Source organism: Streptomyces sp. NPDC043427 (genome assembly GCF_056436655.1).
This window is the reverse complement of the sequence record NZ_JBWKCC010000006.1, coordinates 142,065-162,494: the sequence shown is the minus strand read 5'-3', so window position 1 is coordinate 162,494 and position 20,430 is coordinate 142,065. Positions and strand designations below refer to the sequence as shown.

Sequence of the window (20,430 nt, the reverse complement as noted above, 5' to 3'; positions counted from 1 at the left end):
GATCGAAGGGGTCCGTCCCGGTCCCCGAGATCAGCGGCGCGCCTCGCCGAACACCGAAGGGTAGTCGGCCACGGCCTTCGACCAGTCGTCGTCGTAGCGGATGCGGATGACCTCCCAGCCGATCTCCTTCAGCCGCTCGGCGGCCTCCTCGTCGCGCAGCGTCGTCTCCGCGTGGTCGTGGTGCGGGCCGTCGACGAAGACCGCGACGGGGCCGAAGGAGGTGTCGTAGACGAAGTCCGGCTTGGACAGGGCCGCGCTCAGCTTCACCTGCTGGTGGTCGGGCAGGCGGTGGCCGTGGGTCCTGAGGTAGGCGACGAACCGCTCCTCCAGGGAGGAGTCGGCACCTTCGATGAGCGCGTCGGCCTGTTCGTCGCGGGTGCGGCCCGCGTGGCTGGAGCCGACCTCGCCGTCCGCGAAGTCCATCAGCAGCTGCTTCACCAGGTGGCGGTCGATCATCCGGTGGTGGCGCTGGTTGCCGAAGGAGAGCAGGCAGTCGTAGCAGCCCTTCTCGCACGGGTCGCCGTTGCGCTTCTCGGCTCCCCGGTCGCGGCCGACCTGGTCGAAGTGCGCGATCTCCAGGGCCCGGCGGGCGGCGCGGGCGAGCGCGCCGGGCTCGGCCTGGAGGCGGCGCAGGACGCCCGCGCCGCCCTCTGCGCTCTCGATGAACAGCAGCCGCTCGCGGGGACCGTCGTGCGGCGGCAGCTCCTCGGTGTCCAGCTCGGAGTCCTCCAGCTGGAACTCGGCCTCGATGCCCCGCTCCAGCGCGTACTGGAGGGTGATCGCGGTGTCCTTGTCGACGGGGGCCGCGAGCTTGAGGACGAGGATGTTGCGGGTGTCCTGGACGTACGGGATGACGGGGATCTTGCGCACGACCTTCTCCGCGTCGGCGAGGCCCTCGTCCTCCACCGGAGTCTCCCGGCCGGGCGCGCTCGTGCTCTGCCTGCCGGTCGAGCCGGCCAGCCACTGACCGGTGACGGGGTCGAGCCAGAAGCCGATCTCGCCCTTGGCGACCGAGCGGCGGTAGCCCAGGTTGGTGAGCCGGACGGTGGCGCTGTCGCCGTAGACCAGTTCGGCGAGGAGGCGGCCGGCCGCCGCCTTCGCCTCGGCGCGCAGCGAACCGTCACGGCCGTCCTCGTGCTGCTTGAAACGGTAGGAGATCTCCACCGCGTAGCCCGTGCGCTGGCGCTCCTCCTCGTCGGAGGAGATCCGGTCGCGACGGTGGGTGAAGACGGTGTGCAGGTGCAGCAGCCCGGTGCGGGGGTCACCGTACGAGCTGCCACAGCCCAGGCAGGTGTCCTCCCGCCGCTCCTCGGGGGACAGATAGCCGCAACCCTGGCACACCTTGGCACTCTCGGTGGTCAGTTCGCCGCTGGTGTCCGGGGGCAGTTGCACCCGGTCCACCTTGAACCTGCTGCCCTCGTGGTAGATCAGCGCGCCCGGCCCGAACTCGCGGATCGCGATGAACCGGGACCGCTGGAGGTAGTCGCCGTCGTAGCCGCGGCTGGTGCGGCCGGTGCCGGGGATGTACGCGGCGAGCGGCAGCCGGGGGAAGGAGTAGCCGGGCAGGAAGCCCTCGGAGGCGAAGTAGCGGTACGGGTAGAAGTCGGACAGCACCGTGCGCTCGCCTCCCTGCCTGTTCTCCAGGAGGGCGATCTGGTTCTCCGCCTGGGCGCGGCGGCGGACGGCCTGAGCCTGGGAACGGCCGGTCGCCGTGCGGTTGCGGATGTTGTCGTGCTGGATCTCCCGCTCCTCCAGGGCCTTGCGGTAGAGGTTCCGCCAGCGGCCGCACTTCTCGTCGAAACGCCCGGGGGCCTTGGCGACGGTGTCCTCCAGCCACTGCTCGTGCCACCAGGACGTCTCGCGCAGGGCGTCGACGCATCCCGCGAGGACGGTGCGGGCCCGTGCGAGGGCGCGCTGCTGGGCGGCCGGCTTGCCGATCTGCTCCCGCACCCCGTCCAGCAGCTCCAGCGAGGGAGTCTTGCCGTCCGTGTCGAGGATCTTCGTCATGGTGCGGCCGAGTTCCAGACGGGTCTCGGCGAGCCAGATGGCGTGCACGTGCGAGGCGAGCAGGTCCTCGTTGGCCAGGTCTAGGCGGGGCGCGGCGACGGTGCCTGCGACCATCTGGTCGGAGCGGGTGAAGTAGTACTGGTCGTGGCTGTTGCCGGTCGCGCAGTACGTGGTGACCAGCGCGGGCTGGCCCGAGCGGCCCGCGCGGCCCGAGCGCTGGGCGTAGTTCGCGGGGGTCGGCGGGACGTTGCGGAGGTTGACGGCGTTGAGGCTGGCGATGTCGACGCCGAGCTCCATCGTGGGCGAGCAGTAGAGCAGGGGCAGCGGCAGCCCCTTGCTGAACAGCTTCTCCCGCTCCTCGCGGACGTCGGGGTGAACCTGGGCGGTGTGCTCTGCGGCGTGCAGTCCGGCGAAGGTGGACGCGACCTCCTTGTAGAGACCCTTGAAGAAGGCGTTGACGCGGGGACCACGGCCGGTGCGGTAGGTGCGGCGCAGCCGGTCCACCGCGCCGTGCTCGTCGTCGCGGGCGTGCCAGCGGATCACCGGGTGGTGGATCTGGTAGCCGGGGTCCTCGCCCCGGCCCTGGGTGATCCGGCTCAGGACACCGCCGTCGGCGAGGACCTCCAGCAGGTCGCAAATCACCTTCTGGGCGTCGTCGAGGGAGAGGTCGTGGCTCCAGTCCGGGAAGGTCTCCGGCTTGCGGACGTGGCGGCCGAAAGCGCCGCGGCCGGTGAGGCTCTTCTCGCTGCGGCTATGGCCGGGCCGCCCCGCGCGCGGCAGGGCGACGGTCGGTGTGGGGGGCGCCGCCTCGGTGTCGGCGATCCCCCAGGCGTCGTTGAGCTTCGCCGACTCCTTGCGCAGCTCGTTGAACTTGGCCTCGGTGAAGTACGGGGTGTCCACGGCCCGCTGGCGGCGCAGCTCGTCCATGAGGACCCGGGCGAGATCGAGCCGGGTGGCGGGAGTGGCAGTGCGCAGCGGCCCCGCCGCCTGCTGCCAGCGCTCATCGTCCTCGGCGATCTGGTCGAGCCCCGCGTACTCCAGGCCAAGCAGACCGGTCTGCTCCAGGTTGGGCATGGTCACCCGCCAGCCGCGCTCCAGGTCCAGGAAGAGCCGGTACTCGGCCACCTGGGCCAGCGCGTCCCGCGTCTCCTCGGCGAGCGCCTCCACTTCGGTGGGGTTGTTGGCGTACTCGTGCGGGGCCAGCCCCAGGGCCTCGACGACCTCCTCGCCCAGCCGCTTCCAGCGCAGCCCCTTCTCCCCCGCCTTCAGCATCGCGCGGTACAGCGCACCCCGCAGCTGGGTGACCATCACGAAGTCGTTGAAGTGCCCGGACTGCAGGCTGGCGTCCTGCCGGTTGTCGACGAAGGTGAGCAACTTGCGTGCGTCCTTGCCGAGTTCCTTCTCCGGCAGACTCTTCAGGTGGCGCACGATGGAAGCGCTGACGACAGACGTGGCTGTGGACCGGCCCTCCTGGTCGAGCGTCATCAGCTTGGCGAAATCCCGCTCCCGCACTTCCTCGTAGCTGACCCCGCACTCCAGGCAGAACAGGAACGGGGCAGGAACGTAGGCGGCGTACAGGCCGTCCCCGTCTTTGTTCACCGCCGTGCCGTCGGGCCTCACCCACACAGGCTGCGGGGCGCGCTTCTTACGGCTCGCGGTGAGGGCGGGCGTGCCCTTCTTCGGATCGAGGGTGAGCCAGCTTTCGGGGAAGCGGCGCTGGTCGATCGCGTCCGTGACACGCTCGGGCCAGGGGTTGGTGGCCGAGAGGTAGAGGTAGCCCTGCTCGTCGTCCGCGTCCTCACGGGTGCGGAAGGAGACCGTGCCGTCGTCGCTCTGCTCGCGGGCCACGGTGAGGTACTCCTGGCCGCACTCGCGGCAGAAGGACAGCGGCAGCAGGAGCTTCTCCGGCTCTCCGGGCACCCGCTGCTGGTAGGTGCGGGTGATGTGGCGGCTGTCCGCCGGCTCCAGGGAGACGTACGCCGAGCCGCCCTTGGAGAGGAACTGGTGGAGGCGGAACGCGAACAGCGCGCGGTCGTCGGCGTCGCGGACCTGCGTGCCGGCCCGGAGGGTGGACCGGATGGCCTTGGCGCAGGCGGTGTACGGCTCGTCCTCGGGTGCGTCGCGCGGGATGTCGAAGGCTTGCTCGCGCAGGGCCCGCGCGGCGAGCTCCACGGTGGTGGGCTTGGCGCGCACCAGCAGGCGGGTGCCGTCCTCGTCGGTGGTCTCGGTGAGGCCGAAGGCGGTCTCGACCCAGCGGGCCAGAGGGTCGGTCTTGAGTGCGTCGTACTCCAGCGGAGGGTTGTTCTCCCTTACGCGGGCGGCGAGTTCGGCACGCGTGGGGGGCGTGTCGCCGGTCGCGCGGACCAGGGTCTCGCCCACCACCCGGTCCGGGGAGATCTCCGTGTCGAACAGCGTGGAGGCGACCTCGACGACCTCACGGCGGCGGGCGGCGGGGGTGCCCTTGGTGGACATGGTGGCGGAGGTGCCGACGCACTGCAGGGAGGGCGACTCGCACGCCTCGCGCACGCGCCGGACCAGCAGGGCGACGTCGGCGCCCTGACGGCCGCGGTAGGTGTGCAGTTCGTCCAGGACGAGGAAGCGCAAGCCCTTGGCCCGGCCGATGAGACGCTTGCGCTCCTCGGGGCGGGTGAGCATCAGCTCCAGCATCACGTAGTTGGTGAGCAGGATGTCCGGAGGGGTGTCGAGGACCGCGTCCTTCTCGGACTGCTTTTCCTGGCCGGTGTAACGGGCGTACGTGACGGGCTCGTCGCCCTCGCCGTATCCGGCGGTGAGGAACTTTCTCAGCTCGCCCCGCTGGCTGTTGGCCAGCGCGTTCATCGGGTAGACGATGATCGCCTTGATGCTCGGCGGGTCTCCGGGCCGCTTCTCGCTCAGGATCCGGCTGACGATAGGCACGATGTAGCCGAGGCTCTTTCCGGAGCCGGTGCCGGTCGTCAGGACGTACGAGTCCTTCGAGTCGGCGGCCTCGATGGCGTCGCGCTGGTGCCGGTGGAAGCGGATGGGACGGATCGTCGCGCCCCGCTTGTCCTTGCCGGTGCGGAAGATCCGCTTGCACTCGGGGTGGAGGAGGCCGAGGTCGTCGGCGAGGTGGTCGACGGTGCCGCCGCTCGCGAAGCTCGGGTTGAGCGAGAGCCAGGGGTCGGGCCACTGGTCGCCGTCGGCAAGGGACTTGGACACCTTCTCGCCGATCCGCGGGTCGTCGATCACCACCGATCCGGACGTGTATTCCTTGTAGTCCCGGATGAGCCGACGGTGCACCTCGAAGACGTCCACGTGATCCTCACTAGCTCCCGACGCGATCCACGCATCACCGTAGTGGGTGAGGCGCACGGGACGAACCGCCCCGCCTCCACCCCATTAGAGCAAGAGTATGTGAACTCAGTCAACGAATAAAGCGTCGCGCGGGCGGCATTCGAAGCACCGCCGTGTCACACTCTCCCTGACACCAGCCCGGGCAGGGCGCGGCAGGGCACGGAGGGGACGGGCCGCAGCGCAAATGGACACCGGAACACTGATCGCCGGTCGCTACCGGATCAAGCGCCTCATCGGCCGGGGCGGCATGGGAGTCGTCTGGCTCGCCCACGACGAGAACCTGGGCCGCGACGTGGCGCTGAAGACCATGAACGTCGATCTGGGACTCACCGAGGAGCAGCGCGCCCGCGACGCCGAAAGGTTCCGCCGGGAGGCGCAGGCTGTCGCGCGACTCGACCACGCGGGCCTCGCCACCGTCTACGACCTCGGCGAGGAGAACGGCACCCGCTTTCTCGTCATGCAGTACGTGATCGGACCCCCGCTCGACGACCGGATCGTCGAGGAGGGCCCGCTCTCCATCGAGGAGACCGCGTCGATAGGCGTCCAGATCGCCTCGGTCCTGGGTTCAGTGCACGCCCGCGACGTCGTGCACCGCGACCTCAAGGGCAGCAACGTCGTGATCCGCACGGACGGCGTGGTCAAGGTCCTCGACTTCGGAGTCGCCGCCTTCCTCGACCCGGACACCACAGGCCTCACCACGACCGGTGAGCGCCCCGGCAGCCTGGAGTGCATGGCGCCGGAACAGGTACAGGGCAAGCCGGTCGATCCCCGCACCGATCTGTACGCGCTGGGCTGCCTGCTGTACGCGATGCTGACGGGCGAGCCGGTCTTCACGCACGAGTCCGAACTGATGCTGCCCGGCATGATCCTTGAGCAGCCGCCCGTACCGCCCGGAAGGCTCCGCGCGGGCATCCCCTCCGAACTGGAGGACCTGGTGCTCCAGTTACTGGCCAAGGACCCCGACGAGCGACCCGCCCACGCCGGCGAGGTGTGGCGGCGCCTCGCCGTGTGGCTGCCCGAGCGCCGCACCCCCGAACAGGCACTCCTCCCGTGGGCCGAAGTGGACCCGCTGCGACCCTTCACCCACCCCATGGGACCCGAGGCCCGGCCGGTGCGGGCATGGGCGGCATCGGTGCGGAACGGCCGACCCGGGCGGACGGGGGCGACGTCCGGGCGCGACGGCCGGCCGTCGCGCTGACCCGCGCGCCTCGCCGACCGGAACGCGACGTACACCCCCAAACCCGCCATGATGCATCTGTGAACAAAGTCAATGGTCATGTACGCTGACCGATGCAGTTCGGAGGAAGGGTGGCTTGATCACACACCCATGACCGGGGGAAATATCCTCCCTCCACCAGAAATGCCCTGGGAGTGTAGATGTCCACGTCGCGCGCCGTACCGGTTACCTTGGCCGAAATCGCCCGCCTTGCGGGTGTGGGACGAGCCGCGGTGAGCAACTGGCGGCGGCGGCATCCGTCCTTCCCGGAGCGGATCGCCGGCACCGACACCAACCCTCAGTTCTCCTTGACCGACATCGAGGGCTGGCTGCGCGACAACAAGAAGTTGAAGAAGTCCGCCGAGAGGGAATGGCTCTGGCCCGGTTTCGAGGCGCTCGGCGGGCGTGACGAGACAGGGGCCGCGATCGCCGAGGTAGGACGGCTCCTCTCCGGGCGGGTGAGCGACGAAGGCGAAAAGATCCGTGCCGACACACGGGAGCTGATCAAACGGGCCGTGGATCTCGGACAGCGTGAAGGAGGCACGGATACGTTCGCGTTTCTGCTGCGCCGCTGGCTCGACGTCCATGTGCGCCAGATCGCCACGACCCCGGAACCGCTGGCATCCCTGATGGCACAACTCGCCCTCAGGACGGCCAACGGCGTGGCGGGAGACAGCCCGCGCAACTCCGCCAGCACCACGGTCATGGACCCTGCTTGCGGCCCCGGGCATCTCCTCCTGGCCGCGGCCGACGCCGCGAGGGCATCCGGCGCCGAGGCACTCACGCTGCTCGGCAATGACCGGGACGCCGTCCTCGCCTCGCTGGCGGGCTCCCGCATGGCCCTCGCCGAGAACGAGGGCCACAGGGAGAAGGAGAGGGCGCAGGTCTCCGTACGGGCTGCCGACTCCCTGCGCGACGACCCGTTCTCCGGCACCCCCGCCGACATCGTCCTGTGCAACCCGCCCTTCAACGAACGGGACTGGGGATACGAGGAGTTGGCCACCGACTCCCGCTGGAGCCACGGCCTTCCCCCGCGCACCGAGCCCGAACTCGCCTGGGTCCAGCACTGCCTGGCCCAGCTGCGGCCCGGCGGCGCCGCGGTACTGCTGCTGCCGCCCGCCGTCGCGGCCAGGAAGGCCGGCCGCCGCATCCGCGGCTCGCTGCTGCGCACCGGGCAACTGCGGGCCGTCGTCGCGTTGCCGCCGGGCTGCGCCGCACCGCACAGCGTCTCCCTTCACCTGTGGGTGCTGCGGATGCCCGCCCACGGGGAAGGCACGCCGGTGGGCGATCGGCTGCTGGTCGCCGACGCGGCCTCGCGCTTCCCCCGGGACCCGGAGGAGAAGTGGACCCCCGACTGGGCGGCGATCAGCGCTTTCGTGCGCGAGGCCGTCGAAGAGGCGGACTCCCCACAGGCCCCTGCCTACGTACGACAGGTGCCCGTCATCGAACTCCTCAACGACGAGGTCGACCTAACCCCTGGACGCCACATTGCCCCGTCCCCAGCGGACACGGCACCCCGACTGGCCGAATCCTGGCGGGAGTTCACCGGGCTCACCGCGAACATGAACAAGTCGGCCAGGCTGCTCGCGGCGCTCGACCTCGCCACGGCCGAGGCGGACACACCGACGGCAACCACAGTCGCCGAACTCGCCCGGGCCGGGGCGCTCACCCTGCGCGGCGGCCAGCAGCCGCCGGAGGAATCGATCCACGCCGGCCCGCCGCCCGACGACGGCATCCCCTTCCTCAGCGTCCCCGATCTTCTGGTGGACGGCGAACCCCGCAGCTGGCTCGCTCCCAGCACCGCGGCGGCCGGCGAGGCCGTGATCGCCGAACCCGGGGACATCGTGGTGGTGGGCGTCGCCCGTGCCTTCTCCGCCTGGGTCCACGAGGGGTCGCCGACCGCCCTCGGCCCACAACTGCATGCCGTGCGAGTTCAGCCCGAACAGCTCGACGCCTGGTTCCTCGCCGGTTCACTGCGGGCTCCCGCCAATGCCCGGCAGGCCGGCACCCACACCACGAACTCCTCCCGCATCGACGTCCGCCGTCTTCAGATCCGCCAGGTTCCCCTCGGGGAACAACGACGCTACGGAGAAGCGTTCCGCGAACTCACCGCCTTCGAACGGCTGTTGCGCCGCACAGCCGACCTCGGCACCAGCCTTATCCGCGACCTTGGCGACGAACTGGCAGCCGGACGCCTCGCCAACCAGGCGTAGCTCATCGGCTCGACCACACCGGCCGGCGTTACGCCTCCTTGCGCCTGGGCTCGGCCAGGTGGGCCGTGAGCTGGGCGTCGACCGCGTGGCGTACGGCCTCGACACGAGCCGCGAGTTCCGGTGGCAGTCCGGCGGCGGTGCGGCCCGCCGTGTCAACCGCCACAATGGCCGCCTCCAGTTCCCCGAAGGTGAGCCGGCACTCAGCCAGGCGCAGCCGGATCAGCGTGCGATCGGCCCGCTCGGCCGGGCCGTCCCCGTGAATGAGTTCGTTGTCGACGGCCTGGTAGAGGCGGGCCGCAGCGCCGAAGTTGCCGGAGAGGCGGAATCCGTCCGCAGCCCCCTGCCACACGCGCCGCACCAGAGGGCGCCGATCACCCCACTCCTTGCGGACCTGTTCTGTCAGACCGTGCAGCCGGTCGGTCGCGTCGCCCGGCTCACCGGACGCGATTTCCGACTCGGCCTGCGCGCAGAGCTGTTCCACCACGCGGGCGTCCAGCCACTCGTCGGCCGGTGCGGACGCGACACGCAGCGTGAGAGCGACCGGGCGCGGACGAACAGCCCGGTCCCGCGGCAGACGCAGGGGGGCGGTGGGGTCGGGGTGGGTGCGGGGCCGGGGCTCGGGATCGCTGACCCCCGGGGCGAACGGGTCGAGGACCTCCAGGACCTCGTCAACGGCCGGGCGCTGCTCGGGCTTCTTGGCGAGCATCCGCAGTACGAGATCGTCGATCGGCTCCGGGATGCCCGCGGCGTACGTGCTCGGTGGCAGCGGCTCCTCGTTGAGGTGCTTGTCGGTCAGGCCGGACTCCGGGCCGAGCGAGAACGGGGGCCGCCCGGTGAGGAGTTCGTAGAAGATGCAGCCGAAGCAGTAGACATCCGTGCGCGTGGTGGGCTCGCGCTCCAGGAGCTGCTCCGGCGCCAGATAACCGCGGGTGCCAAGCGTCGAACCGTGGGCCGTGTAACGGGTGGCGTCGGCGTGCAGCGGCTTGGCGATGCCGAAGTCGATGAGGACGACCCACCCCTCTTCATCGATCATGATGTTCGCGGGCTTGAGGTCCCGGTGTACGACCGGGAGCGTGTGTGCGCAGGCCAACGCCCCTGCCACCTGGATGGCGACGGCAACCGCCGTGGCCAGAGGCAGGGGGCTGTGCTCGTCGAGGAACGTCCGCAGACTCACTCCGGTCACCAGGCGCATGGCGATGTAGGGGACGCCCCGGTGCGATCCGCTCCCGTAGAGTTCGGTGATTCCCGGATGATCGAGCGTGCCCAGGAGGTTGGCCTCGCGCCGGAACCGGGCGTTCCTGACGGCGAGTTCGGCATCCCGCTCGTACGGGTCGAGGCAGTACAGGGCCTCGGAGTCGTGGCGCAGGAACTTCACCGCCACCTCCCGCCCGCCGGACACCTCTCGGGCCCGCCAGACCTGGGCCATCCCGCCCTTGCCCAGAGAGTCCTTCAACTCGTAGCGCCCGTCGACCAGATCACCCACGCCGGGCCTGTACGTATCCGCGTCCACCACTGTGCCCCTTCGCACCACTGTGCATCAGACCCACCAGCGTAGCGTGAAAGATTCTGAACATGAGACGTTCATGGACTCAGTTCACAGATTTGTGCCATGCTCTAGTGGTGCCCGGACGTCCTCGACCTCCCGTTGCTCTGGGCACCCTCCTGCCCATACCGCCTGACGGGGGTCATTATGCAGAGCCCACCCGGTGTCACCGGCCACGACTGGTTGATCAGAGCGAGCCCCCGGATGGCCCGGCCCGACGACGCGGCCTGTCCCACCCACCGACGCACCGCTATGCGGCCCCTACTCGTCGCCGACCCAACCGTGCCGTTCCGGCGGCCACCCCGCGAGGAGTTCGGGTTCGGCCCGCTCTTCACCGCCCTCGACCTGGTGGAACACGACGGATGGTCTGTGGAGCGGGTACGCGAGGAACTCCGGGGCACCCGCGGTCCCTTCCGGGGATGGGGCGCCCCGGTCCACCCCGCCCACCTGGCCTGGACCGCCCACGCCATGGAGCGCTACGTGGCCGCCCGTACCCGCGAACAGGCAGCCGCCGTCGAGGCCGGGCTGCCTGAGACCAAGCCGGTGAAGCAGCCATGGACGTGGCGCACTCCCCGCACGGACGCTCCCGACGCCCGTGGCGCCCGGCAGTACGAGCACACCCTCTGGGGCCGCATGTACGCCTCCTCCGACGGAAGGGTGCGCGACCTGTGGCTGCCTTCCATGGGCCGGGCCAAGACCGCCCGCCCCGACGCGGAACTCGGGGCCGTGGCGCAGGTGATGGCCTTCGGCTCGCCCACGCCTCGCCGCAAGCAACGCGCCCAGCCTCCGCCCACCGCGACCGAGAGCACCAGCTTGCCCCGATTGGTCCGCGTCTTCGACGTCGGGTGCGCCGACGGGTCCGTGGAGGAGCTGCTCTCCGAGGACCCCGCCGGGGCGAGGCAGCGGTTCCGGGACGACGCTGTACCTGCCTTCCTCACGGCTGCCACCGAACTCGGCGTGCGTCCCGGGGAGAGCTGTGTCGACTGCAAGGCCATCGCCGGCTGCACGGATCTGAAACGCACCCCGCGGCTGTGGGGCGGGCGCCCTCCGGCTCTCGCACGCCAACGCCGCTCTGTCTCCGTCTGGGACCTGCGGCTGCACGCCGAGTGCCCCGCCCAGTACCACCTTGTGCGGCGACTGCACCTCAACGACCTCTCGGCCGAGGACCGGGGGGCGCGGCGCGGCAGAGCCGTCGATGCCTGGCTCGACGCAGAGCACGCCGAACGCCCGGTGCGCGGCTGCCGGGACCGCGAGATCCCCGAGCCGACGGCGGTACGGGCCAGGGCCGGACTCGACGACACCTCCGCACGCGAGGCTGCCGGGATGCTCGCGGAACACCGGCTCCTGTGCCCCCTCAACGGACTTGACGCCGACGAGCAGGTGCTCGTACAGCATCGGGTCACGGCCTACGTGCCCGAACTCGACATCGTCGTCCTCGCCGTACCCGACCTGGTGTACACCCACCGCGGCCGGTGGATCTGGCGCGAGACCAAGACGTCGGCCCGCCCGCTGTGGGAACGCGATTCCCTGCTCCACACCTATCCCCAACTCGCCCTCGGCGTCCTGCTGTTCCACGCGGGCGCGCTGGGCGACGATCCGCGCCGCTCCTGGGTCGAACTGGAGCACCTACGTGAGGGCCACGGGGAGAGTCGGCTGGAACCCATCGACCCCGGCCGCGACGAGAACGTCGACGAAGCCCGGGCCGTCATCGCCGAACTCGCCCAGCCACTCCTGGACGACACCACCTACGAACCGAGGACCGGACGCCACTGCCACGGCTGTCAGGCCCGGACCTGGTGTCGGCCCGGCACCGCCTACGTCACCGACCATCCGCGCCCGCCGAGCCTCGACACGCAGACCTCGCCACGAGGAGACGCCACGCCTCATGCCTGATCAACAGCTCGTACCGGACTGGCTGTCCAACCCCGATGTCGTCCTCCTGCGGGACGTGGCCACCGCCGTACTGCACCTGGCGGCCGTCGACCGCCTCGACTCCTTCACTCTGCCCTACCCGGCCGGCGCGCAGCGGGCCCTGGATGCCCTGGTACTCCAGTGCCTGCGCAACGGCGCCAAGCCCCCGGCCGGGGTGCCCGAGATGATGCGCTGGGCCCGCGCCCGCCCCTTGGGCAGCTGGCCCCTGGACCGACTGCCCACCGACCTGTTCGACACCGCGGACCGGCTGATCGAGGAGGATTCCGGAGAACCCTCGCAGCTCTGCCACGAGCTCGCCGTGCAGGGGTACGGCGACAGCACCGGACGGCAGTACGACCGCCTGGTGATCCACGAGGCCCTGCGCGCCTGCCGGGCCATGTCGTCACCCGAGTCGTACACGGCCTTCCGTCGCCTCCTGGTGGATCGGCCCGTCCTCACCGAGGCGGACTGGGCCGAGGTGAGCACCGACCTCTTCCTCGACCCCGTGCGCTTTCTCGTCGAGGAGATCTATGCCCCCGTCCCGCTCGGGTTCCGCCGGGACGGCGCGTACCTGTGCTGTCATCGCTGCCTGACCCTGCTCCATCCGGTGTCCGACACCGAGTGGTGGTGCGAGCGCGACCAGTGCCGGCACCAAGGCCCCCCACCGCACGGCCGGGAACTCGTCGCGTCGGAGGTGGGCGAGCTGCGTCAACTGCGGAAACCTCTACGGCAGTTCGTCACCGGGCCCGGACGCGCCGAGGTCTTTCTGGAGGGCGAGCTACGCGCCCTGGGCTTCACCGTCGAGATGTGGCCTGGCTTCGACGCGTACGACCTTCGCATCACCTTCCCCGACGGTCACGTGTGGGCCGTCGACGTCAAGGACTGGGCACACCCCGCCTTCCTCGGGCGCGCCGCCACCGCCGTCCGCCCCGAGCCCCCGTACGACGAAGCCTGTTGGGTGGTGCCCGAATTCCGGGTGCGCGCCCGCCGTGACTACCTGGCCATGTACGCCAAGGAGCGGGGCGTGGGGGCGGGCGGTCTGCGGCTGCTGACGGACGACCAGCTGAAACGGGCCGCGCGGCTGCGGCTGTCCGGCGAACGCGGGCCGGACGCGTCCATCGCGCCCCTGCACACAGTGCCTCCGGCCAGGGAGCACGGCGGGGCAGGCACAGCGTCGTCCCGGTCCGGAAGCCAGACGGCGGCGACCGGCAGCGCCGGGAAGAAGGGAACAGACCATGCGTGACCGCAGCAGCTGGTACCAGCCGGTCGTCGCCGCATTGGGGCCTTGGCCCGAAGAACACGCCGGAACCCGGCCCGCTCTGCTCTGCCAGGTCGAGCTCGCTCTGCGGCTGATGGAGACCGCGGCGCCCGGTCACGCTGCCGACGGGGCGTGGACGCTCCTCGGCGGCTACGGCCTCGCCTTCGCGCGGGCCTCGAAGCTCCCCAGCGACACCGCCGAACAGGTCGCGCTGACCGCTGCCAGGCACCTGCTCTGGCCGATGCGTCGCGGCCGGATGTGGCAGCAGAGCCTGGACGCCTACCTGGAACTGCCCGAACGTCTGCGCGCGTACCGCGTCCCGGCGGCCGGGGGGCCCGCCCATCGAGTCCCCCTCAAGGTGGCGGCCGACCGCTTCACCACCTACGACGACGCGCTCGCGAACCTCCCCGGCTTCGCCACGCAGGTGCTTCCCCCAGCGGAGGCGGGCGAACACCGCTTCATGGACCGCCGTCACCGGCGCACTTCCGTCACGGTCCCCGCCGATCTCGTGCGGGCCCCCTGCCCCGGCCACCCCCTCACCGCCGACCGCCCCGCCACCGCAGGTCCCCTCGACGTGCCGCTCGACGAACTCGCCGACGTCGCACGGTGGATGGACGCGGAGGAGCAGCGGCGCGGGCTCAAGGCGGGGAACTGGGAGCAGCGTCTCGCCCAACTCGAACTCGATACCCGTACCCCGGACGGGACAGTCTTCGAAGCGGCGTCCGCGCTACCGCTCGACCGGCTCACCCACCTCGTCGGCATGGTCGGCGCCGGCAAGTCGACCTTGATGACCCTGCTCGCTGTCTGGGCGTACCACAACGGCCTGCGCATCACACTCGTCGTCGGCGACGTGGCGGAACAGCTGACGCTGACCGAGCTGTTCCGCACGCTCGGTCTGAGCACCTCCCTGGTTCAGGGGGGCACGACGCGGCCGCAGCACACTCAGCGGCTGCACCGCAGACTCGCCGCACGGGGAGAACACTCCCTGCTGGCGCACACCGGTCCCGTCTTCGCCCACCTCAGCACCGCCTGCCCACTGGACGCTTTGCGCGCACTCGACACGTCCGAGCCCCTGCGCTACACCGACGCGCCGTGCGGTGCCCTTCACCCCGCTCGGCGCCAGGAGACCGCCGAGGAGCCCGCGGCCGAGCGCGCGGTACGCGAGCTCGAACGAGCCCGAGGCGCCGTCGACGGGGAGGGCGCCACGGACGACACCGACACCGACGAGGAGGACCTGGGCACCCCGCACGCCTGCCCGCTGTGGAGCGTCTGCCCCCGGCACTCCGCCGCGCGTGACCTCGTGGATGCGCTGATCTGGGTGGCCAACCCGGCCAGTCTCGTCCAGACGGCGGTTCCGCGTCAGCTCAACGCCGAGCGCCTGCGCTATCTGGAGCTGGCCTGCCTGCGCAGCGACATCGTCGTCGTCGACGAGGCCGACCGCGTACAGATGCAGCTCGACCAGATGTTCGCCCCGTCGGCCACGCTCGTCACCACCGGTGTCTCCGACTCCTGGCTTGACCAGCTACAGACCCACGAGATCGCCGAACTCGCCCGGCAGGGACGGCTGCAGCTCTCCGACCAGGACGTGGAACGGTGGTCCGCCGCCCTGGACGTCGTTGGTTCCGCCGCGGACCGGCTGTACGCCATGCTCATCGACGACGGAGGCCTGCGGGACTGGGCGCAGATCGACTACTTCAGCGCCTGGACCCTCCAGGAGAAGCTGCTGCAAGCCTGGTACCCGCTGGCGCGAGGCCAGGCCGCCGGGTGGCCGGACAGCACGAACGAAGGGGATGTCGAGGACGAGAGCGCACTCTACGAGGACGAGGAAGGGCTCGGGGCCGGTGGCGACTCCCACATCCCTGACGCTCCGTGGGCGCAGCGACGCACCGAGATCACCGGGTTCTTCGACACGTTCCGCGACGATCCGCTCGGCGGACGCGGCCCCTACGGAACCCCCGCCGACGAGCTCACGGCCCTCGCCCACGATGTCCTGCACACCCTCGACGAGAAGCGGACACGACGCCGAGTCCGCGCGCTCCTCGACTCCTTCCTTGTCGGAGCGCCAGGCCCGGAACAGCGCCCCATGCCCGCTGCCAAGCGAGGCAAGGAACCTGCCCCCGAGGACGTGCCACTCACCGAGCAGTGGCGTGAACTCAACGCACAGCGGCTGGAGTTCACCCTCGTCCTCGCCGCCCTGCATCAACGCCTTGACCGGGTGACGTTCCTGTGGCCTCAGGTGGAGGCAGCGCTACGGCTGGACTCCGCGGCCCACGAGCTGACCCGCCGCCCGCCCCTCGACTACGCGCCACTGCTGCCCGAAGCGCCCATGGGCAACGTCCTGGGCTTCCAATACTTGGTGGACGAACGGGCCGCCGCCCGCAACAAGGACGGACACCGTACCGGCACCCTGCGCTTCTTCCGTTGCGCGGGCGTGGGCCGGGAGCTGCTCCTGGGTCTTCCCCAGCTCGGCGCCGACCCAGGCCTCGGCAAAGCCGGCCCACACGTGCTGTTGATGTCCGGCACCAGTTGGGCCGGCACCTCTACCCGGGCCCACGTCCTCGCACCTGTCCGCGCCGTACTGAAACCGCAGCCCAAGGCTCTCGACGCCATCCGGAAGACCGTGTTCCGAACCGAGTTCCTGTACGACGCCGCAGGACAGCCGATCCGGCTCTCCGGCCAGGACCCCGACCAGCGCGAGGACGTCCTGCGCCTGATGATCGACCGGCTCGCCCGGTCCCGGAGCGACGGCAACTCCTCCCCTCTCCAGAGCGAACTCGCCCGAATCCCCGACCAGCGCCGCAGACGTGCCCTGCTCCTGGTGGGCAGCTACGCGGAAGCCAAAGTGGCCGCCACCGCCCTGAACGAGATCCCGCGCTGGCGTGGCCGTGTACGCGTCCTGGCCTCCGACGACGCCGAACTAGAGGCCGCCGTCGACGGGACTGCGTCGGCACGAAGCCAGGCGCCAGCCACGGAATCGGGCGCAGGAGCGGTCCGGCGTGGGGACCTCGCGTCCTTCGCCGACGACCCGGACGCCGAACTGCTCGTGGCGCCCCTCCTCGCTGTGGAGCGAGGACACAACATCCTCACCGCCCCCCAACGGCCCGGCGAGGAGAAGGTGGCGGCGTTCGGGACGGTGTTCTTCCTGGTCCGCCCGCACCCCCGCCCCGACGACCTCTCCCTGGCGGTCTTCGCCATCAACGACTGGGCGACGCGGTTCGTACGCGGTCAACTGAAGCTGCCGGACGAAGGGACGTTCAGCGACATGGTCGCCCAGGCCGGGGACCTGCACGCGGCAGGCAGCGCTTTCCGGACCACCGCACGCGGCGTATGGCGACACGTACTGTCACGGCCCTACATCTACTCCTCGCTCTCCGATGACGAGAAGAAGTCCTTCGTCTGGGACCAGCTCGTCACCATCTGGCAGGTCATCGGGCGCCTCGTCCGTGGTGGCGTACCCGCCCGCGTCGTGTTCGTCGACGCGGCCTTCGCACCGCGACTCGCCGCAGCACAGGCCCCCTTCGCCGGTCAGAACCGGCGTCCACGCCGCACAGGCGACCCGGGGTTGCTCGTCCGACTGCGGGACGTCCTGGCGCCTTACTTCGCCCAGAGCGACACCGACACCGTCACGTACGGCGCGCGCACCGACCCCGCCGACGCCGCACTCGTCAAGCTGCTCTACCGCCCGCTGTACGAAGCACTGTGCGCCATGGGGACGTCACCCGGCCCGCGATCGGTCGACTGAAGCACGCCAACCACCGCCCCTGGGCAGCACTGTTGGCGGGCAACCGCACCCGCCCACGTACGGACATCGCAGGGAGAACCGACATGTACAAGAACATCCGCCGATCCGCATACCACCTGGCCGAGGAGGGCACCCCCTGGACCGAGGACTTCCACGCACTCCCTTTCCCCGAACACTGGCATGCCGGACTTCTCGAACTGCACAACCACGGGCGGGACGAGGAGAAGCGGCAGCCGACGCTGCCCACCCGCCGACTCGACGGCGTGCTCCAGACCCTCGCCCCCGACGTGATCGTCCGCCCCCGGCCGCGGATCCCGGTGGAACCGGGGCCGCAGGCCGCCGAGGACTTCTGGATGTACGTACCGGCCTCGGCGCCCGACCCCCTCCCCGGCCGTTCCATGCAGCAACTCCTCGACGCCTGGCTGCGTACCCTCGGTCCCAAGGGCTCCGCACAGGATCCCCGGTTCCGCTCGCAGTTGCTCGCGAGCAGCACCGAGCTGAAGCAGAACCTGCCCGAGTGGCAGCCGGTCAGCGGCGTCGAACTCCTCACCACCCCGACCACCCGGAGCGGCACCGCCGCTCCGCAACCGCGCCAGTTCCAACTCGCCACCGACGCCCTGGCACGCCGCATCCTGACCCTCGACCCCTTCCCGTTCGAGGGAGGGGAGCTGCGGTTCCGGGCGCTGCCCCGCGGACCTCGCGACCAGGGCGCGGAACTCATGTCGCAGCCTCTGTGCCGGACCGTCAAACGCAAGGAATGGTGGTTCTCCGTCCTTCTGAACATCTCCCTGCACACCACTCCGTTCGACCCCAGGCCGCGTCTCCACCTGCACTGGGGTGTACGCCGCTGGGCAACCCACCCTCGGGCCACCACCAAACGCCTCAACCTGCCCTACCGGGAGGCCACCACCGTCTACCTGCGGCCCACCATCCCCTGGCTGCCCGGCGCACCGGCCACCGAACGCTACGCACTGGCACGCCTGCGCCGCGACCGGGCCACCGACACCTTCGTCTGGTCGGAGAACGACACCGCCGGCATCCTGCGCGGACTCAGCCTCGCCGGCAACTTCCCCGACCCCGAACAGCTCCTCACCGAACCGGTCTCCTGGATCGGCGAGGGCCGCGGCGTCAGGGCCGCCGTGGTCCACAGCACCAGAATGGGCAAGCACGAGATCGGCACCGGCTTCATGCCCAACCAGCGGGCCCAGCTCACCGAATGGGCCGAGCAGGCCCTCCCTGAAACACTGGCCCGGGTACCCGACCTCACGCGCGGACGTGGCAAGGGCATCGGCGCTCCGGAGAACCGGCGGCCCAAGCCCAGGACCGACGAGGCCAAGAAGACCGAGCTGCTGCGCGAGACCCGGGCACGGCGCGTGGCACTCGCGGCACAGGCCCGGATCGCCTCCCACAGCCAGGAACAGGCCGGCCCGCCCGTGGTGGAGGCCCGGCTGCTGTGGCAGTCGCCCGAGGTACGCGGCGAGGCAGTGGAACAGTTCGCCAAGGCCCTGGGCCTCGACGGCGACGGCGGCGCCAGTGCCGCCCACGTCACGGACCAGGACTTCGACGAGGCCACGCCCGGAGCACCGGTCGTCCTGGAGTGGCGGACGGCGGAGGTCACACTCCGGCTGCGCTGCCTGCCCCTCGCCGACGGACTGGGCGACCGGCTCGTGCCCGACCCGGCGGTCAAAGGCAAAGGCGCGGCGCTCGCGGCGGCCGTCGCCGAACGGCGCCGCGCCCTGCGCGCCTGGCTCCGCGCGGACGGCGCGGACCCCTCCCGCCCCGAACTCGCCCTCGTGGAAGTCGCACACCGCAGCACGTTCCGCCCAGCGTTGACGGACCCCAAGTTCGCCATCCGCCTCGGGTGCGCCGACGCGGGCCTGCTGACTCAGTTCGTCGTCACCTCGTCCACCGACCGGCAGATCGACAATGCGGAGAGCCTCGACCACCGCACGTGCAGCTCGTGGCTCGACGGACTGCGCCAGCTCGGCGTCCGCGTCCTGCCCCAGCACACCCTCGGTGACGATCTTCCGGACTCGCTGCAATACGCGGCGGTGTGGATGGTGAAACGTCGCAAGGACGGCCCGACCCGGTTGCCCAAGCACCTGCCTGTGGCCGTCCTGGTCACCCCGCTCCCGGCCGGGGAAGGCCTCGCGGCCGTACGCGGCTGGGATGACACCGCGGGGGAATGGGTGCCCTATCCGCAGTTCCTCCTCGGTCTGGTGAAACAGGCGGAGATCGACCCCGAAGCGTTCACGGAACCCGGGACTCCAGACGATGACGCACGTTCCGATGCCCCTAGGGTCACCGGCAAGCAGTGGCGCAGCAACCTCGCCCAACAGCGCAGGGAGACCGCGGCATTCCTCCAACGCGTGCTGCACTCCCTCCGAGGGCAACCCACCGCACTGATCACCCACGCTCAGAACAGCCGACTGCACTGGCCCTGGCTCCAGGACGGCCAGACCGAACGCGATCTGATCAAGACCGGCCACGCCCCGGCAGGACGACTGGACGACGAACTGCGCCTCGTACGCGTGCGCGGGTGCGGCGGTCGCGAGAGTGCCCAGTGGTGGGGCCTGGGCGACCCGGGCAAGCCCCACGGGCAGCCGGCCGGCTTCTGGGCACAGAATCCCCAGCAGCAGTACGGGGCTTCGTCGCGGGAGCGGGTCTTCTACAGCACCACCGAACGCCCCGGCACCCATGCGATCTCCCCCGCACTCGACCGCCTCGCCACCCGGGTCAACGCGGCAGGCAACCTCACCTCGCAGGCGGGCACCAGCGCCTGGAACCCGACCCTGGTGGAGATCGCGGTACTGGGCTGCCACGAAGACGACGACTCCGCGGCCCCCGAACTGGAAAAGCCCGACGACCCCGAGGCGCTGGCCCTCGCCATGCACCAGCTCCGCCAGGCCCCGGACTACGCCGCCGCCCTGTCTCTCCCCCTCCCCCTCCACCTCGCGGGGCTGGCCCAGGCATACGTCCTCCCGACACTCGCGGACGGCGACGGGACTTCGAACGAGGACTGGGACTCGCCTGCCGGTAACCAGAGCATGGAGGACCCAGATCTCGCCGACGCGGCCGGACTGTCCACAACGCCGGACGACGAGGCCAAGACTGACCACGACTGACGACGGGATCGACACATATGCAGTGCCCTGACGACGGAGGACACCGGTATCCACAGAACCTGTGTTCTGAGAGTCCGACGAC

8 protein-coding genes are annotated in these 20,430 nt (G+C 70.7%); 6 read left to right on the top strand and 2 right to left on the bottom strand.

Going from position 1 to position 20,430, the window contains the following annotated elements; all coding sequences use genetic code 11:
• Positions 1-30: 30 nt before the first annotated feature.
• Positions 31-5,301, bottom strand: coding sequence for a DEAD/DEAH box helicase (locus AC067M_RS13920; RefSeq protein ID WP_478697233.1), 5,271 nt, complete (start codon positions 5,299-5,301; stop codon positions 31-33).
• Between the two features lie 223 nt (positions 5,302-5,524).
• On the opposite strand from AC067M_RS13920, the gene AC067M_RS13915 reads away from it, so the two are divergent.
• Both AC067M_RS13915 and AC067M_RS13910 read left to right on the top strand, forming a co-directional pair.
• A complete protein-coding gene (locus AC067M_RS13915) occupies positions 5,525-6,538 on the top strand; it encodes a serine/threonine-protein kinase (protein WP_478697232.1) in 1,014 nt (337 codons plus the stop codon).
• Positions 6,539-6,717: 179 nt separating this feature from the next.
• The gene (locus AC067M_RS13910) at positions 6,718-8,769 is read left to right on the top strand and encodes an HsdM family class I SAM-dependent methyltransferase (RefSeq protein WP_478697231.1); all 2,052 of its coding nucleotides are present in this window, start codon (positions 6,718-6,720) and stop codon (positions 8,767-8,769) included.
• A gap of 28 nt (positions 8,770-8,797) precedes the next feature.
• On the opposite strand, the gene AC067M_RS13905 is transcribed toward AC067M_RS13910, so the two are convergent.
• Positions 8,798-10,252 carry a serine/threonine-protein kinase gene (locus AC067M_RS13905; RefSeq protein ID WP_478697230.1) on the bottom strand — a complete coding sequence of 485 codons (1,455 nt, stop codon included), beginning with the start codon at positions 10,250-10,252 and terminating at the stop codon, positions 8,798-8,800.
• Between the two features lie 207 nt (positions 10,253-10,459).
• Here AC067M_RS13905 and AC067M_RS13900 point away from each other — a divergent pair, with 207 nt between their 5' ends.
• The 4 genes from AC067M_RS13900 (at position 10,460) to AC067M_RS13885 (ending at position 20,348) form a co-directional block, all read left to right on the top strand.
• Positions 10,460-12,205, top strand: coding sequence for a PD-(D/E)XK nuclease family protein (locus AC067M_RS13900; RefSeq protein WP_478697229.1), 1,746 nt, complete (start codon positions 10,460-10,462; stop codon positions 12,203-12,205).
• Positions 12,198-13,466 (top strand): pPIWI_RE_Y domain-containing protein, encoded by a 1,269-nt coding sequence (locus tag AC067M_RS13895; protein ID WP_478697228.1) that lies wholly within the window; start codon positions 12,198-12,200, stop codon positions 13,464-13,466. The genes AC067M_RS13900 and AC067M_RS13895 overlap by 8 nt, the downstream gene beginning before the upstream one ends.
• A complete protein-coding gene (locus AC067M_RS13890; protein ID WP_478697227.1) occupies positions 13,459-17,223 on the top strand; it encodes a pPIWI_RE_Z domain-containing protein in 3,765 nt (1,254 codons plus the stop codon). The genes AC067M_RS13895 and AC067M_RS13890 overlap by 8 nt, the downstream gene beginning before the upstream one ends.
• 83 nt (positions 17,224-17,306) lie before the next feature.
• A complete protein-coding gene (locus AC067M_RS13885) occupies positions 17,307-20,348 on the top strand; it encodes a pPIWI_RE module domain-containing protein (RefSeq protein ID WP_478697226.1) in 3,042 nt (1,013 codons plus the stop codon).
• Positions 20,349-20,430: the final 82 nt, after the last annotated feature.

What these genes read in the sequence shown, in the direction of transcription:
- AC067M_RS13915 (WP_478697232.1), top strand. Translation starts at nt 5,525, where the DNA reads ATGGACACCGGAACACTGATCGCCGGTCGCTACCGGATCAAGCGCCTC.
- AC067M_RS13910 (WP_478697231.1), top strand. Translation starts at nt 6,718, where the DNA reads ATGTCCACGTCGCGCGCCGTACCGGTTACCTTGGCCGAAATCGCCCGC.
- AC067M_RS13900 (WP_478697229.1), top strand. Translation starts at nt 10,460, where the DNA reads ATGCAGAGCCCACCCGGTGTCACCGGCCACGACTGGTTGATCAGAGCG.
- AC067M_RS13895 (WP_478697228.1), top strand. Translation starts at nt 12,198, where the DNA reads ATGCCTGATCAACAGCTCGTACCGGACTGGCTGTCCAACCCCGATGTC.
- AC067M_RS13890 (WP_478697227.1), top strand. Translation starts at nt 13,459, where the DNA reads ATGCGTGACCGCAGCAGCTGGTACCAGCCGGTCGTCGCCGCATTGGGG.
- AC067M_RS13885 (WP_478697226.1), top strand. Translation starts at nt 17,307, where the DNA reads ATGTACAAGAACATCCGCCGATCCGCATACCACCTGGCCGAGGAGGGC.